This is a genomic window from Paenibacillus sp. GbtcB18, assembly GCF_019091125.1.
Lineage (GTDB): Bacteria > Bacillota > Bacilli > Paenibacillales > NBRC-103111 > Paenibacillus_F > Paenibacillus_F chitinolyticus.
This window is the reverse complement of sequence record NZ_JAGXJX010000008.1, coordinates 24,239-40,922: the sequence shown is the minus strand read 5'-3', so window position 1 is coordinate 40,922 and position 16,684 is coordinate 24,239. Positions and strand designations below refer to the sequence as shown.

Genomic DNA, 16,684 nt, shown 5'->3' with positions numbered 1-16,684 from the left:
TAAAATGTGGTTTCATGACGGAAGAACACTGGCTGATTTGACGGGAAGTCTGTGATATTGGGGATATCACGGAAGGAGACACCGTTTGTAAGCGGCACTCCCCGTCTGAATCAATCGCCAACGGACACAAAAAAACAGTACGCGAAAAGGAGAATCCACCATGAAAAAAACGGTACGCCACGCAAGTCTTGCTCTGCTCGTCCTGTCTTCCTCTATCTTTACGGCCTGTACGCCGGACAAGCCTGCCACCAAGCCGCCCGAAGCGTCACAGCCCGATAAAGGTGCCTCGCAGGGACCTGTCGACACCAAGGAGGTTGAAGCGTTTGCCGATCCTATATTTGCCGAGAAAATGAAAAAGTACAACGTCAACGGTTCCAGCTTTGTGGTCGTCAAAGACGGCAAGGTCGTGCTCAATAAAGGGTACGGCTATGCGGACAAGGAAAAGAACATCCCCGTCGACAAAGACACCGTATTCCAGATCGCCTCGGTCACCAAAACGTTTACCGCCCTGGCCGCCCTGCAGCTTGTGGATGAGGGGAAAATGGAACTGAGGGGCGACATCGAGCTCTACCTGGGCGGCTTGAAGGTGCCCAACAAAACGGGTACGCCGCTCACGTTATTCGATCTTCTCACCTATACAAGCGGGGTCGATTATCCGGACATTACGACTTATGTAGGACCCGAATTCGTCGATCAGGATATCCCCACGAAGCCTTTTCTGGCCGAACACATGCCTACGGTTGTGCGCAAGCCGGGAGAAGCCTACACTTACGACAACTTCGCCTTTCTGCTGGCCGGGCATGCCGTTGAGAACGTGAGCGGGCTGCGTTATGACAAATACATGCAGGAAAAGGTGTTCAAACCGCTCGGCATGAATTCCACGAGCGCCCGCTTTACATCGGAACTGCTTGCGAGAATGGCGGCTCATTACGATCCGAGCGGCAAACCTGTGCCGACTGAAGGGCATGCGCCGACGGACGGACCGCAGGGCAGTATCATCTCGACGGCCGAAGATATGTCCAAATATTTGATCATGCAGCTTCAAAAGGGCAAATACGACGGCAAACAGCTCGTCAGTCCCAAGAGCATGGACCTTATGCACAACTATCAGGTTTTCTCGGAAAAGTCGATGCCGATTACAACCGCCGGCTTTGAGGGGTATTTTCCGGAGCTCAAGAACGGCCATCATGTGGTGCTGAAAGGCGGAAACATGACGGGACACCAGTCCCTGATCGTTCTTCTTCCGGATAAGAATACGGGGTTTTTTATGTCCTATAACAATGACTCCATGATGAGCGTGGAAGTTTATGAAGCGTTTATGGACCACTATTTCCCTACCGAGAAACAACCCGAGAAGCCGACTTACATTCCGTTGAATGAAAAAGAAGCGCAGCAGTACACGGGCATGTACCAGAATACACGCCTGCTGTTCCTAAAAACGAAGTTTTCCTACGATAACGGCAATCTGATCATGGAAACCAATTCCTCGGGCAAGCATACCCTGAAAATGATCCATCCGCTGCTTTTCGAAGATGAGTCCGGAAACAAGTTAGCGTTCAAAAAAGACAGCCACGGGCAGATCGAGTACTTCTATTACTCGAACCGGAACAGCATGGATTTCGCTTCCGATGCCCAGAAAGTGCATGAGAAAACTCCGTTTGATGATGTCGCCAAAGACAGCCCCTACAAAACCCACATCGATAACTTGAATACGTGGGGAATTATGGGCGCATGTACGGGCAATTCGTTCCAGCCTCAGAGTACGATGACCCAGGGTGAATTTGCGGACGTGCTTTTGAAAGCCCACGGGTGGTACGGTATTGTGTTTTCGGTCGAAGGCAACAAAAAAATGATGGTCGCCGGTATCCCGGGCTTCGACCGGAACGCTCCGGTCACACGGCAGATCGCCGCCGCCATGGTCCAGAACATGAAGCAGCTTGAGCCTGCGTCGGAAGTCAAGCTGGCCGGAACGACCGACGAGTGGGCGGTTAAAGCCGTCACCGCTCTGGTGTCGCAGGGCATCGTAGATCCCGGCGCCTCCGTTAAACCGGACGGCTCGGTCGATTTCCGCTCCAAGCAGCCGCTGCTGCGCCAGGAAGCCGCCGTGCTGCTGGATAAAGCGTTCGGCTCCTATACGCTGCCGCTTAAGGTGCAGTAAACCCTCGGCTGGAGCCGACGTCCAGCCCGCCGAACCACACCGTGGCCGAGACAGTCGCGCCGGGAGGAGCATGGAGCCGCTTTTTCTTGAAAAAGCCGCCCTGCTCCTCTTTTTGCGCCCATTCCGGCGGAACCAGCAGCTCAACGCCTCCGAAGGCGCAGCGGACCCGGACATGCTCGGTTCCCAGCAAGCGGGACCAGCGCAAGGTGGAGCTGCCCAGCCCGATCCGGATGTCCGCCTCGCCCGGCAGGCCGGCCAGAGACACGTCGCCGCAGCGAAGCCGGACTCGGACGCGGTCCGACCCGGTGTAACCGGAAACCTCGCCCGAGAAACCTTTCACGCTGAGCGGGCCGTATCCGCCGTTAAGGCTGATCACTCCCGCGAGAAAGGTTAGATCCACGGCGGTGTCTTCCGGCAGATGGATGTCGATGCGCAGCCGTTCTTTCTGGCCGTGTCTCAAGTACGCGGGAAGATTGCGGCCTTTAAGGATAAGCCGGTCTCCCTCCCTTGCCGTGTATGCGGGAAACAGGTGGTACTCTCCCGACAGCTTCACGTACGCTTCCTCCCCGGCGTCGAAATGCAGGTGGAGGTTCCCGAGAACAGGCATATCCAACTCCAAAAACTTTAATCCGGCGGACGGTACCGCCCTAAAGTCCGTCCCGCTTCTATCGGTCCTGATCATACCGTCACTTCCTTCCGGTTGCGATGGATAGCTGGTTATGTCCGGTAAACGGAGTCCCCGGCCTCACCGGACTACCGTCTCTTTTGCCCGTTGTTTTCTGTGTGGTCGACCTCCGCTATGCGTCACAAAACAATCGCTCAGAGTCGCTCGGAGTCTGACGCCCTTTCTCTTAAATGTCCGTCGTCCAATCTACCGCCGTCTCCCGCCGTTCTTTGATCTCACCGGCTCCCCCGTTCATTTTCTTTATCTGCCGCTACCCTCATCATACGACGGCTCTCCCCCGTAATCACCGGACGCGGGTTGGAATTTGCTCTCCTCCTCCGGCAGGAATTAACTTCCACAAAGAACAAAACCTCCATTCGCTTCAAGCGAGATGGAGGTTTTTGCGCCAGGCGCCGATTTGCTTGTCCTAAATCAACGGCGGTCGGCCGTACCCTTTACAGCTTTGCAGCTTTGCTTGCAGCCGGTCAGCTAGGAAAGCCTATCCGTGCAAACTAGCGGGTTACTTTAACCACCATTTTCTCGCTGGAGGTAACACCCGAGGCATTTACAAGCTCCGCATGGTACTCATACGTTCCGGGAGCCCGTCCCGTAAGGCTGGTTACTGCGCTCTGAGCGCCCGGAGTCGATTCTTTCAGCGCTTTCGTTTCGATCAGCTGACCGTTTTCATACAGCCGGTATTCGGAAGCGTTGGTGCCCCACCACATGTTCATCGTCACCTTGTAGGTGCCGTCGCCGTCCCAGTTGTCTTGGGAAAGAACCGGCTTGCCCGGTGCGGCTTCCGTCACGTTCACGACGAGCGGCGAACTTACGGTCGTTCCGTAAACGTTGATCAGCTCGGCCGTGTACGTGTACGTTCCGTTCGCTTTGCCTTTAATGTCCGTTTTGACCGTCTGCGCAACCGGTGAAGCGTCCTTCAGTGTCTGCGTGCTGATCAGCACGCCGTTCTCGTACAGCTTGTACACGGAGCCGTTGGCGCCCCACCACATGTTCATCGTCACGGTAAAGCTGCCGCCTTTGAGGCCATCATAGCCATTGTTCGAGGACAGCACCGGCTTGCCCGGAACGCCCGTTGCCAGAGGCTTGGCGGACGTAACGGTGACCGCGTTCGACACGACGGTGACGCCATTCAGCGTTACCGAAGCCGTCAGATCCGCGGTTCCTTCGCCGACAGCCGTAAGCCTTCCCTGCGCGTTTACCGTAACCGCCGCTTCATTGCTGCTGCGGTAAACGACATCCGCGACGGTTAAATCGGCTGCGGTGCCGTTGCTCCATGTGCCGCTCACACGAAGATCAGTCGTTTCACCGGGCTTCAGAACGGTTTTGCCGGAAGTGAGCTCTACCTTGCTAAGCGTCAGGCTCGCCTTTACGTTGAAGCTGAGCGCATCCTCCGCCGTATTCCCGGCAAGGTCTGTGACACGGTACTGCACGGTATGCGGGCCGACAGCCAGCTCGCCTGCTTTCAACGTCACACCGGCGGCAATTTCCTTCCCGTCCAGAAGCAGCTTCCGGTCCGCAATTCCCGATCCCGCATCCGTGCTCAACAGATTGAAGGTTAAGGAATCTTTGTCCGTCACATCGGAGACAGCTTGTCCGTTCAGCGTCAGAGACGCGGCCGGAGTCGTTTTATCCAGCTTGATACGGAGGGTTTTAGCTTCCTCCTTATTGCCCGCAGCGTCCGTGGAATAGTAACGGACGATGTTCGTCCCTTCGGTTTCGACGGTGAACGGCTCCGAATAGCCTTTCGCCTCTCCGCCGTTGATATCGTACTGCGTCAGAACGGCAGCCCCTTCTTTATCGCGGGCCGTTAAAGTAACGGTAACGTTCTTGTTAAACCAGCCCTCCGCGTTGGCCGTTTCCGAAAGAGCGGCTTCCGTTACGGGAGCCTCCGTATCCGCCTGTGCCGTGAAATCGGACAGTCCTCTCGGCTTAAGTTGGAACGCGCCTTTGAAAATCGCCGCCGCACCGCGAATGTCAACGGTTTGCCCTTCTTTATACGGGAAAGAAGCCAGCGTAAGCCCCGTGCGCGCGTCTACGCGGATGTGGTTCACCACGTCTCCTTTGACGGCGTCAAACTCAAAGGAGCCTTCCGGCACCGCACTTTTGACAGCGCCGATTGTCACTCCGCTCAGCTCGATGAGCTGTCCCTGGTTGCCTGTTGTCACGGCATCGGTCTTCACAGGCGTAGGAACAGCCGAAGTGCCTGTTTTGGCGACTTCGACCGGATCGGTTAATTCCAGTTCCGAATTGTAGACGGCCGTAGAGGCCGTCACCTTCACTACATCCCCGGCGTGAAATCCGCCGAGGTTCTGGTACACATAAATACCGCCGGTAGCGTCCTGCAGATAGAAGGACTGGCCGCCGAAGATGCCCGGCTCTGTCGTAACGACGCCTTCCAGCGTCACCAGAGCTCCTTCGCCTTTGCCGCGCGCTTCGACAACGGTAATCTTCGCCGGAATCGGGCCCTGCTCATCCGGCAGCGGCTCGACCGGCACATTCGCAATCGACACGGCTTCCGTCTTCAGGTTGGTTCCATTCTGGCGGAGCCTGAGGTTAGCCGCGCCGGTCGTGCCCGGCTTAATGCGGACGGTCAAATCCTTGTAAGCATGGCCTTTGCTGTCGGATGTGAGGCTGAAAGCCGCGCTGTATCCGTAAGAGGTCGGCCATGTGCCGTCCGCATTCTGCACCTGCGCCACCTGCGTGCCTCCTGTGGCCAAGTAAACGCCTGCACTGTAACCCGAAACGGTCGTGTTTGCAGGCAGGTTGTCGATGACGACGCGGATCTTGAATTCCGCCGCGTTCGGCAGAGTCGCCTGACGGACGAAGCTGTACGCCGGATTGGAAGGCACCGTCGTACCGCCGCCGCTGCCGTAGGAGCCGGACTTGAACGTGCCGCGGTCATACCACTTATAGCCCGCGTTCGGTGCCGCCCAAGGCTCTGTTTGCGGCTCAGTCGAAGCCGCCGGGGCCTCGAAAGGCAGCAGAGCCGTCGGCTGGTCGAGCTGGAGGCCGCTTACCTGGGACAGGCTCGTATAGCTTTCTTTCTTCGCCAGCCAGTTGATCGTATTGACGAGCAGTACGCCGTCATTCGCTTCTTTAAAGCCGTCATAGGTCTTCTTCGTCGCACCCGTATCCTCGCGCAGATACTTCGGCGTGGCATCCTCGACCGGGGAGGAATCGCCGATGAAGGCCGCTTTCCCCGCACCCTTCTTGGCTACGGCCACATAAGGTCCTTCCGCCACTCCGCCGCCGTTGTAGACGCCCTGATCGACCGCGTTGGCCCAAGCCGCTTTCGTCTGCGGCAGATACACGATGCCCTTCGCCTTGGCCGGATCGATGATAGCCAGCGTGGAGCCGGCGTGCATCGCCACCGAGGATACGCCCTTCGTGATGCCGAAGGCCTGTTCCGGAGCTACAATGTTGTTGGCCGTGATATCGCCGAGCGCATTATAGCGGAAACGGACGCCGAACTGGGAGCCGAGCCAGTCGGAGCTGACTACGCCCTGCATAGCCTCAGAGCCCGCTTCGTCCGCGCTCATGCCTTTTGCCGGATTGTCCCAAGCGCCGCGGCGGTAACCGTTGAATACTTCCGAGCCGTCCCAGCGGTTCTTGTTGCGGTCCGCGTTGTAGTGGTCGCCGATGAAGAAGATGCTTCCGCCGCCTTCCACATAGGCCGCCATGGCCGCCTGCTCGCTTGCCTTGTATGGAATATTCGCTTCCGCGACTACAAAAACATCGTATCCGCTTAAATCGGCCAGCGTGATCGGAGTCGTTTTGCGGAGTTCTTTCACATAGTAGCCGTTATTCGCCAAAGCATTGCCGAAATCGGAGAACCCGCCGTCGATGACCCAATCCGCGGCTCCCGCCGTCTGAGCGTGGGTGTTGTCGAAAAGCACCTTTTTGCCGGCGTTCTCATTGAAAACTTTCGCTTCAATATAGGGTGCCGGATCGGCCGGCCCTTCCGCCTTCACCTGCCAACCATCGGTCAATACTTGCACGGAAAGCGCCGCGGATAGGGCGAGTGAAGCTTTGAAAACCTTAGCCTTCCACCCTGCGAATCTCTTCTTCATGAATTTCCTCCTTTATGCTGGAAGCTAGTTAAACTTTCGACCTCATTCTACCATGGATAAGTTAGGAGAAGTGGTATTTTTTTGTAAAGATAAACCGCTTTCGTTGCACTTCTTTCACGAATCTATACAGACTTTTACTGCCTTACAGCCCCTGCTCCTCCGCGGAAAAACGGCCGTCAGCCTCAGGGCTGGCGGCCGTACAAAGTGACCATCGGACGGTTGGTTCTCCCTTCCGCATCTGCTTGCGGTACGCGCGGGAAGAAGTTATGAGGGCCCTCCGGCTTTAACGGTCCCTGCCGCTCCGCCCGTGCCTGGCGTGTAGGTGGAAGTGCCGGTGCCGAAGAAATAGTTGTTCATGCTGTTGCTGTCCCAATTGTTGTTCCCGTCGTTAAAAGCCGCTTCCAATTGGGTGGCCGCGCCGATATTGACCGTTATTTTGGCATAGCCGCTAATTTCGGAATCGGCCATTTTTACGCCCGGTACGGCTGTCCAGGTCCCTCCTGCGGGACGGTAATGAATGTAAGGGCTCGAGTAACCTTTCTTGTAGTACACCGTTACGGTATTGTTCGTTCCGCCGGAACCCGTTCCCGCATGGCTGATGACATACTTCTTAAAGTTCGCCATCTCGCCGGTTGCGGAACCGTCCGCATTCACGACGTTGGCGAGACGCAGAAGCGTAAAGCCGCTGAATCCGAAGCGGGTCAGCTTTTCCTCGATCTTCTGGAACGCGGCCGTTCCCGAAGCCGGAAGCGCATTTTCCCCGTTGAGACGGACGCCTTTGGCGCTCGCAATACCCGCGACGGTATCGACAAGCGTGGAAGGCAGGGAGTAATTCGGCGCGCTTCCGCTGTCGGACATCTCCAGGCAGGTGAACGTCAGATCCAGATTGCTGTCTTTGAACTTCTGCAGCAGACGGTTGTAATCGTAATACCCGGCAGCATGCTCCGCACTGTGCGGCATGGACGGATTCGTCATCTGCCAGTGGACGCCGGATACTTTGGCTCCGATCGGCACGCCGAACACGGAATCGAAATTTTTGTGCGCGGCGCTGCCGATTACGCCCAGATGATTTTCCAGCACACTTTGGTTCCAGGACAGAAAGTCTTTTCCGTAAGCGGTCTTGTAGCCTCCGTTCGTGTAGAAACCGTCTCCGTCATTGGGTGGACTGATCTGATCGACCGAAGTCAGGTTCAAGCCCCATGCGCTGTTGATTCCGCTGAGCGATCCGTATTTGGCCGTCATAGCCGTCCGGAACGCCTGCTTCGCGGTATCGGTGTATACCTGGAACTTGCCGCGGGACGGGTAACTCCATCCGGCTGCCGGATAATACGAAGGATACCTCAGTTCTCCCGCCGGTCCTCCGCTCAGATAAATCTTCGGAATGATATCCTTATAGGAAGCGAAATTAGCCGCAAAAGAAGCGTATAGCTCGCTGTACTGAGTGCCCAGCCCGCTCCAGAAAGGCGACACGGCTTCGTTGTTCATATAGCCGGTTTCGCTCTTGAACTGCATCTGATCCGCCGTCCCTTTGGCCCACAGCCAGTTCGGCAGCGGAATGTTGCAGTCGTCCCCGACATTGCCGCCACATCTGTGCGTGGACAGAATCGGGACCCACTTCAGCCCCGCTTCCCGCACGGCACCCGCGTACGTCTTGTAATAGCTCCAGTCGAACTGGTTATCGCCCGCGCTTTCTACCATTCCCCACCAGACATCGGTCGTGACGGCGTATACACCGTTGTTTTTTAGCGTGCTTAGCTGGTTCTTGAACGCGTTCCAGTCCGTAACCTTCGTCAGAGGCCCCATCACCGAAGCCTGAAAATCACCGGCAACCGCAGCACCGGCCCTGGCCGGTCCCCAGCCGAACACGGTCGTCAGTACCAGAATCAAACCGAGCAGCTGCAAGGCCGCTTTTTTCAAGCTTTTGTTCGTCAAACTCATCCCATACACCCTTCCTTTATCCAGCATTTTATCGAGAGCACAAGGAGCCCCGCACCGCAGCCGGATGCCTTTTCTCTCTCATTCCCTTGAATCCTTCGTCTTATGTAGTCCGGTTCAACTGCGGCTTTTCGTATAGCGCTTCCCAAAAACACGGTTAGGACGTGTCATTTTCCTCCTTTATATGAAATCGCTTACAATTTGTATTATAAGGAATGGACAACCCGCAAAACGACCCCAAATTTTGTCAAAAGGGTGGACTATCTTGTCTGTTATGAACCCTTCGGATTCCCGCGGCTAATGTAAATTTTTTAAAAAATCAAGTAAAGTATCGAGCCTCCTTCATAAAACCTACACAAAACAACGATTTCCCTCTGACAAATCAAAGGTATGGTAGGAAATGTAAATAAAATTGATGACCGAGGAGGCTCTATGTTACGAAAAACATTCCTCTCCACAGCTCTGTCGGTATCGCTCCTGGCGGCCGCCGTCATTCCTTCCGCCGTCGGCGCCAAGCCTGAGAAAGAGAAGCCGCTTCTCGCTTTTCCCGTTATCAGCGATATTCACATTCAGTCATGGGACCTGCAATCGCATCAAAAGTTCAGAGCGGCCCTGAGCGATCTTCATACGTTGGACCCGGACGCGGACGCGCTTGTCATCAACGGCGATCTCACGAACGGCATGCCGGCGGATTACGCTAAGCTGAGCGAGCTGATGGAGCGGAACCCTCATCCGCGCAAAGTGTTTTACACGATGGGCAACCATGAATACTACAAAGCCTGGATCGACCGGAACGGCTCCTGGAATGCGGACGCTTTTCCGAACGGCGAGACGGAGCAGGCGTCTATCGGACGGTTTCTTCAGCTCTCCGGCAAGAAAAAAGTTTACGGCGATCAGGTGGTAAACGGCTTCCGCTTCATCTTCCTGGGCTCGGAGCAATATCGGCAGTCGGATCCGAACAACTTGGAGGATGCCTGGCTTTCGGAGGAGCAGCTTGAATTCCTGAAAGCTTCCCTGCGGAAAGGAGTCGCCAGCGGCAAGCCCGTCTTCGTCTTCCTGCATCAGCCGCTTCCCGGCACCGTATCCGGCACGAGCTTCTGCTGCGTCAATAACCGGGCCATCGTTCAGCATGCGGAACTGAGAAAAATCCTCTCGGCTTATCCCCAGGTGATCTTCTTCTCAGGCCATACCCACTGGGAGCTCAAACTGCCGGGCACCCTCGTCCAAGACAAATTTACGATGGTGAATTCGTCCTCCGTCATCCAGCCCTGGACCGACAACGGGAACGGGGGCGAAATGCTTACGGGCCCGGATGAAAGCGAAGGCCTGTATGTCGAAGTATACAAAGACAAAGTCAGCATCAAAGGACGCGACTTTTACCGGCAGCGCTGGATTCCCGAAGCCCAGTTTACCCTTCCCCGCAGCATGGAAGATTAAAAGACAAAGCCGCGGATCTTCTGCCCGCGGCTTTATTCAGATAGCGGAGCATTCACGCTCCGGCCATTCCTTTGACCGGCATCCTTCTCCCGGAAGCGAAAAGCACTCGACGCCTCCAGTCAAAACCTGAAAAGCCTGCTGAAATGCTATACTGGGTATGACATTCCAGCGCTTCAAGCGTACCGCAAAGGAGAAGGACATTTTGCAGCTGCTTTTTGAAGAAACCGGCCCCGGCCATGTGATCCGGGTTTACGACACGAACGAACTGTACGGCGAGAAAGGCCGCTTCCGCGTGCTCCAATTCGCTAATGATGCCATACAAGGAGCGCTTGATCTGAACAATCCCGGGCGCATCCTGTTTGAATATCCAAGAGCGATCGTCCATCTCATGGAGACGAACCGGCCCGATTTCGAAAACGTGTTTATGATCGGTCACGGAATCGGGACTCTGGCAGGCCGCTATCCGCAGAAACGGTTCACCATAGCGGAATACGATCCTAAAGTCGTGGAACTCAGCAGAACCTATTTCGGCTGCGACCAGGAAAATATCATCCTCGGCGACGGACGTGAGATCCTGGATCGGGAACCGCCGGAGGCGTACGATTACGTGATCCTGGATGCCTTTACCGAGAAAGGAACCCCCCGGCACCTCATCTCCCGCCAATTCTTCGAGCTCAGCCGCAGCAAGCTGAACCCGGACGGTGCCATCCTCATGAATCTGTTCGGCAAAAGCATGCACGACAACCATATCAGCGCCATTCACACGACCCTTGGCGAAGTTTTTTCTTACAGGAAGGCTTTTTATCTGCCCTCGGAAGAAACCCGGGATACGCTAAACATCCTTCTGGTTGGCGGCGGCAGCCCCCTAACGTACCAGGCCCGCCACATGGCCGGCTTTGTTGAATTTGAACCGGAACGAGGTTATCTGATTACGGACCGTTTGTAACTACATTGTGACCATTCCGTGCGCGATTTGGTTTATGATGAGAGTAACAAGCCCGACAGAACGTTTTAAACCGGCACAGCCGGGTAAAGAATCTGTAAGGCATCCTAATCATTTTTCCGCAAAGGGGTTTGCACACATGAAAAAGATGGTCTTTTTCACTACTCTCATGATATCTATGCTGGCTTTCGTCACTTCCGCCAATGCAGTCGGTTCCGAATATACGCCTGTTCCCCGCAGCGAGGACACCATAACCGTTATGATTTCTTCCCTTGAAAATAAAAACGGCTCTCTCTATCTGCAAGGAGACCAAATCGAGTGGTACGAAGGCGCAGAAGCCGATCAAAAGTTCCTTGAACATGAAACGGATATCGGCGATATGACACACGCCCCCGACGGCTACTATATCGTTAACGATCAGGAGAAGCTCGAAAGCTTCGAAATCGATCCGAATGCACAGGTCCTCATGCAGCTTTACGATCATGACGGCACTTACGAAGGCGTGGACGTCCAGTGGAACGAAGAAGTGTCGCTCGGCAAGTTCCTGGACATTTACCACAACAACAGCCTGCTCGATGTGAGCACATTCCCGTTCCATTTAACCATCAAAGACCATAAGGTCGTGAAAATCGTTCAGCAGTACATTCCGTAACGGATGCACGTTCGATTGAACACATGCTATAAACTTGACGCTGCAAAAAAAGGACCCGATTCTGATCGGGTCCTTTTTGTATGGAATTGTACAATACGCACCAAATCTCGTACCTGCCGCTTTCCGGATAAGGGCACTCCCCGATCCTGCCTTTTTTCGGTACATGGACGAGGAATAAGCTATTGTCATTTGTTTTTACGGGGTTACTTAATTCCCCTTCTTTAATACTTCCGCTTCATAAGACTGAAATGCACCTTCTATTCCCATAATAACATTTTTGATTTTCAAATATCCTTGGGTGTAAGGTAGCGAATCCCTGATTTCCTCCCACATATAGTGGTATTGTTTTAGGTCCTCCGTCTCACATGTAACAAAATCCGTATAATCATCCCCAGGTAATGCTTCCGCATCAAAGAAGCGTACTTTTACATATTGGCCGTATTTCTGGGTAATCTGCTGCAACGATGCAGCATGATTTCGACGCTCTTCCCGAGACAACGCAAGCCAAGAAGGATAAAACTCCAACAACACAATCATCATGTATTTCAATTTTTTCTACACCTTTTCCCTTTTTTTAAATCCTAGTATAGCCATGAATTGATTTCTACGCATTAACATAGGTTAATCATTCAGGAATGAAGGAGACGGCTAAGGGAAACAGGGGAAATGCCCCAATAGGAAGCAATGTGATACTGGGGAATCCGTTTTTCCAAACCGGGGTACTTTACCAAAAAAGCTTCATATCTTTCCTGTGCATTTAGATAGAGCAGTTCGCGCTCTCTTTCTTCTTTGCGGATATATAATCTTTCTACACTCCTACGAACAAAACGTTCCCATGCGTGGCTTTTATCCATAAGCTTCTGCATTGTTTCATACGAAATTTCAATAACCACGGAATCCTCCATAGCTTGAATGGCAAAATTGGAAGGTCCCCCCGTCACCATTGCACCGTAAGAAGTAGCGAAATCGTTTTCCAACGTAAAAGCCACATTAAATTCCCTACCGTCGGAAATCGAGTAAAATAGGCGAAATAATCCTTCCGAGCAAAAATAGGCATGATTCACTAACTCCCCCGCCTTTATCAGGCAGGTTCCTTTTGGAATCTGCTTTATTCGCGTCCATTCCAGTAACATCTGCCAGTCCCCATCTGAAAGCATTTTCGCCTGGGTAAGGGTTTTCAATCCAGTGTAATAGGTGTCCATAAGTCCTTTCCTCTCAGGTTAATAGCTTCTCTCTTATGTTGTTTCCAAGTTACTCGTATCTTTCAGGCCTCATTTAGGATAACTGCCCGTTAGTAAAACGAAAAACAGCCGGTCATTCTGGCCGGCTACCCATGCGTCATTTTTGATTTAACGTTTCCCGTTAGTAAAACAGATTACATCCCGATCACTGCTTAGAGACCGGGGTCTTTAGTTTGCAGGCATACTCCTCTTATCGGTGGTCAAACAGGTTATCCACTGTGAGTTGGATGTGCGCTCTGAAGATTTCAACGGCATGCTCGCTGTCGCGGCTAACAACAGCATCTGCTAATGCCTTATGTTCGGCGCGGCCATCGCGAGTTGGCTGATGCTGGAACGACCAATGTCGATAAAATTCGCTCAAATCCCAAAGTCGTCTGCAGAATCCCAGGAGAATCGGATTTGGACATGCGGCGATAAGTTCGTAATGAAATTGACGGTGGATGTCGGACCACTCTTCGCGAACGATAAGCTTTTGATTCACTTCCTCGTACTCGGCCGTTTGCGATAATTTGTGGTGAACGGCGATTACATTGGATTCCCATGTGAGATCGCCGTGAGTGACGGACAGGCGTAATGCTTCCGATTCATTGAGCAACCGCGCTTCTATGATGCTATTCAGTTCTTCTTCCGACACCGATTTCACTGAAAATCCGTGATTCGGGTTTTGTAAGACAAGTCCTTGGGTCGCCAACCGGGTCAGTGCTTCTCGAACGACGGCAACCGAGACTTCGAAACCTTTGGCTAATTCCGATACGGTTAATGGAGAGCCCGGTTCATATTGTCCGGCCAGAATATCAGACTGTAGTTTCTTCGTGACATTTTCGCTTAAAGTGGATGAACCGTTTCTTTTGGCCATGAAGCTGACACCATCCTTCAAACACATCGGGATTATATTTGTTTAAATAGTTTACACCAAAAACTATAAAAAACAAAGAACAAACTCGATTACGATAATATAAAACGTTTTATATTTACAAAATCGATTCTTAACACTATAATCGAATTTGTGTTCATAAAAAGGAGGTAATTTACAGTGAGTAACAACCCGTTTGCCAAATTGCCAGAAGTCGCTGTCTTTCAGGTGACGAGTAACGACATTACGGAGGGCCTTCCTCTACCGCCTCATCAATACTCATTTGGAATGGAGGGCGGCAAAGATCTTTCGCCCCATTTGAAATGGTCGGGGGCACCCGAAGGGACGAAGAGTTTCGCCGTAACCGCGTATGACCCGGATGCCCCGACCGGATCGGGCTTCTGGCACTGGGCCGTTATCAACATCCCTGCCAGCGTCACCGAACTGCCGACCGGGGCTGGCGACGAGCATGGCAGCGGTTTGCCGCAAGGTGCCTTGCAACTGCCGAACGATGCGCGACTCCAACGCTTTATCGGTGCGGCGCCTCCGGCGGGACACGGGCCTCATCGGTATTATTTTGTCGTTCATTCCCTGGATGTCGAAAATATCGGCGTCGACCCTAATGCCACGCCGGCTCTCTTAGGATTTACCATGATGAGCCATACGCTGGGGAGAGCCGTTCTCGTGGCAACAGGGGAAATCAAGTAACCCAAGTCGCTTGGGTCATAGGAGACGATGGTATGAATGCGTTGTTGTTCGCAAACAGCAACGGGGCAGGAACAACCAATGCTCCAAGCGAAGCAGCGTCAAGTGCGGAAGAAGCGGTGAAGCTGAACGATCCGCATCATCCGAGTGTATGCCCCATGTGCCGGCAGCCAATTAAAGTTTTGAAGCATACGATCATTTGCGGCTGTGGGAGCAAAATCAAAAACAAAATCAAAATGGTCTCAAAAAACAGAAAAGCCCTCAATTATGAGCGCTTTTCTGTGCTTTTGGGGTGAGCACCAACCGGCTTTTGAAGCATTACTTTGCCGTTGGGGCAAAGCAATGCTTACATTTTTACGGATGTACTTGAGTGATAAATTCATGATCAATGGAATACAGTTGCGTTGCTTCAGCAATGCTGTTTTGTCCTATAGAAAAGAGGCATGCCACATGCAAACCAATCCTAGCATTCAAAAGAATAACGGAGAGTTATTACTTGGTATTCTTGTCTTTACGCTTATTATCTCCGTCATGAATGCAACCATGTTTAATGTTGTACTTCCGACTATCAGCAAACAATTTCAACTTTCGCCATCGCAAGTGAGCTGGATCATCACGAGCTATATGATTGTATATGCAATCGGCTCGGTAACTTACGGAAAATTGACAGACAGATACAGCTTGAAGAATTTGTTGACGTTTGGTCTGCTATTTTTTGCAATTGGATCTGTTATAGGCTTAGTGGCTATTCAATATTGGATGGTCATTGTGGGGCGAATTGTACAGGCAGCTGGTGCATCGGTCATTCCGGCGATTGCAATGATCGTGCCGGTTCGTTACTTTTCACCCGAAAGGCGCGGTCGTGCGATGGGTACCGTCGCAATCGGGTACGCAATCGGTTTGGCACTCGGTCCGATCATTGCTGGTGTGGTGAGCAGTACGTGGAACTGGCGGGTTTTATTTGTGATTTCCCTTTTATCGCTGCTTACGTTGCCCATATACAGGAAGTATTTGGATGATGAAAAGAGAGTCGCCAGCAAAATGGATTTTATTGGCGGTTCACTTTTGGCGGGCACAGTAGCCATTCTGTTACTGGCATTAACAGACGAAAATAGTTGGCTTGTCTTAGCGGGTACTATTTCTTTCGTTTTTTTCTTATTACGTATACGCTATGCATCAGCGCCGTTCATAAACCCGGCTATTTTTCGAAACAAGCTGTTTTCATACGGTCTTATTATTACTTTCGTGATGGTGGGGATTAGCTTTGCTATTCCATTCATTACACCTCAGTTGCTTTCTTCTGTACACCATTTGTCACCGGTTTTCATTGGAATGGTTATGTTGCCTTCTGCCCTTATGGCCGCGTTTTTGGGTCGATGGGGCGGCAAATTAGCTGATGAAAAGGGAAATCCGATTCTTGTGTATACAGCAGCAGCGCTTCTTATTATCGGTTTCATCTGTTTGTCTTCCGTTGTCGGCATGTCGCCAGTCTTGATTGCGATCTTTCTTATCTTCGGTGTTCTTGGCCAATCTTTCATGCAAATTGCGATGTCGAACACCGTTTCACGAACGCTATCAAAAGAGCATATAGGAGTAGGAATGGGATTGTTCTCTATGATCACTTTTATTTCTTCGGCTGCATCAACAGCTGCTATCGGCAAGGTACTGGATTCCGGTACATCGACCGTTCGCTTAAATCCGATACCTCAAAATAGCACCACTTTCGTATATAGCAACATTTTCCTGGCACTTGCTGTTCTGGTCGTTGTGATGGCTGCACTTTATTATGTACAATTTGGGCGTGCAGCTAACATGGCTAAGGATGAAAAAATGAATAGCGAATCAGTTGCTTAGTGGCCAAAGAGTCACCTCCAATTTGGTTTCCATAAACCCGCCTATAACGAGCAGCTCGCTATTATCTACAAAAACGACTAATGGCTTCGCCCTTGTTTATAAAGGGCGAAGCCATTACCTGCTTAATGATTCAGTAGCAGTACTATAATGAATT

General features: G+C 52.4%; 13 protein-coding genes. 7 read left to right on the top strand and 6 right to left on the bottom strand.

The window, feature by feature from the left end; translation table 11 throughout:
* Positions 1 to 160 precede the first annotated feature (160 nt).
* On the top strand, positions 161 to 2,158 hold the full coding sequence (locus KVT34_RS21550; RefSeq protein ID WP_217560951.1) for a serine hydrolase domain-containing protein: 1,998 nt from the start codon (positions 161 to 163) through the stop codon (positions 2,156 to 2,158).
* Here the strand turns inward: KVT34_RS21550 and KVT34_RS21545 are convergent.
* The 3 genes from KVT34_RS21545 to KVT34_RS21535 form a co-directional block, all read right to left on the bottom strand.
* The gene (locus KVT34_RS21545) at positions 2,145 to 2,840 is read right to left on the bottom strand and encodes a hypothetical protein (RefSeq protein ID WP_217560949.1); all 696 of its coding nucleotides are present in this window, start codon (positions 2,838 to 2,840) and stop codon (positions 2,145 to 2,147) included. The two genes, KVT34_RS21550 and KVT34_RS21545, sit on opposite strands and share 14 nt — an antisense overlap.
* A 494-nt stretch (positions 2,841 to 3,334) precedes the next feature.
* The gene (locus tag KVT34_RS21540) at positions 3,335 to 6,910 is read right to left on the bottom strand and encodes an OmpL47-type beta-barrel domain-containing protein (protein WP_217560947.1); all 3,576 of its coding nucleotides are present in this window, start codon (positions 6,908 to 6,910) and stop codon (positions 3,335 to 3,337) included.
* Positions 6,911 to 7,174: 264 nt separating this feature from the next.
* Positions 7,175 to 8,848 carry a family 14 glycosylhydrolase gene (locus KVT34_RS21535; protein ID WP_217560945.1) on the bottom strand — a complete coding sequence of 558 codons (1,674 nt, stop codon included), beginning with the start codon at positions 8,846 to 8,848 and terminating at the stop codon, positions 7,175 to 7,177.
* A gap of 429 nt (positions 8,849 to 9,277) precedes the next feature.
* Between KVT34_RS21535 and KVT34_RS21530 the strand changes: the two genes are divergently transcribed.
* The 3 genes from KVT34_RS21530 (at position 9,278) to KVT34_RS21520 (ending at position 11,877) form a co-directional block, all read left to right on the top strand.
* A complete protein-coding gene (locus KVT34_RS21530; protein ID WP_217560943.1) occupies positions 9,278 to 10,282 on the top strand; it encodes a metallophosphoesterase family protein in 1,005 nt (334 codons plus the stop codon).
* 202 nt (positions 10,283 to 10,484) lie between these two features.
* Entirely contained in the window at positions 10,485 to 11,228 is a 744-nt protein-coding gene (locus KVT34_RS21525) for a spermidine synthase (protein WP_217560942.1), read from the top strand.
* A 136-nt stretch (positions 11,229 to 11,364) separates the two neighbouring features.
* Entirely contained in the window at positions 11,365 to 11,877 is a 513-nt protein-coding gene (locus KVT34_RS21520) for a hypothetical protein (protein ID WP_217560940.1), read from the top strand.
* 207 nt (positions 11,878 to 12,084) lie between these two features.
* On the opposite strand, the gene KVT34_RS21515 is transcribed toward KVT34_RS21520, so the two are convergent.
* From KVT34_RS21515 to KVT34_RS21505, 3 genes are all read right to left on the bottom strand, one after another.
* On the bottom strand, positions 12,085 to 12,426 hold the full coding sequence (locus tag KVT34_RS21515; protein WP_217560938.1) for a darcynin family protein: 342 nt from the start codon (positions 12,424 to 12,426) through the stop codon (positions 12,085 to 12,087).
* An 80-nt stretch (positions 12,427 to 12,506) separates the two neighbouring features.
* Positions 12,507 to 13,034 (bottom strand): Crp/Fnr family transcriptional regulator, encoded by a 528-nt coding sequence (locus tag KVT34_RS21510; RefSeq protein ID WP_254635066.1) that lies wholly within the window; start codon positions 13,032 to 13,034, stop codon positions 12,507 to 12,509.
* A gap of 274 nt (positions 13,035 to 13,308) precedes the next feature.
* Entirely contained in the window at positions 13,309 to 13,974 is a 666-nt protein-coding gene (locus tag KVT34_RS21505) for a GntR family transcriptional regulator (RefSeq protein ID WP_217560934.1), read from the bottom strand.
* A gap of 177 nt (positions 13,975 to 14,151) precedes the next feature.
* Between KVT34_RS21505 and KVT34_RS21500 the strand changes: the two genes are divergently transcribed.
* From KVT34_RS21500 to KVT34_RS21490, 3 genes are all read left to right on the top strand, one after another.
* Positions 14,152 to 14,679: a YbhB/YbcL family Raf kinase inhibitor-like protein gene (locus tag KVT34_RS21500; RefSeq protein WP_309244122.1), complete on the top strand. Its 528-nt coding sequence runs from the start codon at positions 14,152 to 14,154 to the stop codon at positions 14,677 to 14,679.
* 32 nt (positions 14,680 to 14,711) lie between these two features.
* Positions 14,712 to 14,972: a hypothetical protein gene (locus KVT34_RS21495; protein WP_217560932.1), complete on the top strand. Its 261-nt coding sequence runs from the start codon at positions 14,712 to 14,714 to the stop codon at positions 14,970 to 14,972.
* A gap of 154 nt (positions 14,973 to 15,126) precedes the next feature.
* Positions 15,127 to 16,530: an MFS transporter gene (locus KVT34_RS21490; protein ID WP_217561445.1), complete on the top strand. Its 1,404-nt coding sequence runs from the start codon at positions 15,127 to 15,129 to the stop codon at positions 16,528 to 16,530.
* The last annotated feature ends 154 nt before the right edge of the window (positions 16,531 to 16,684 follow it).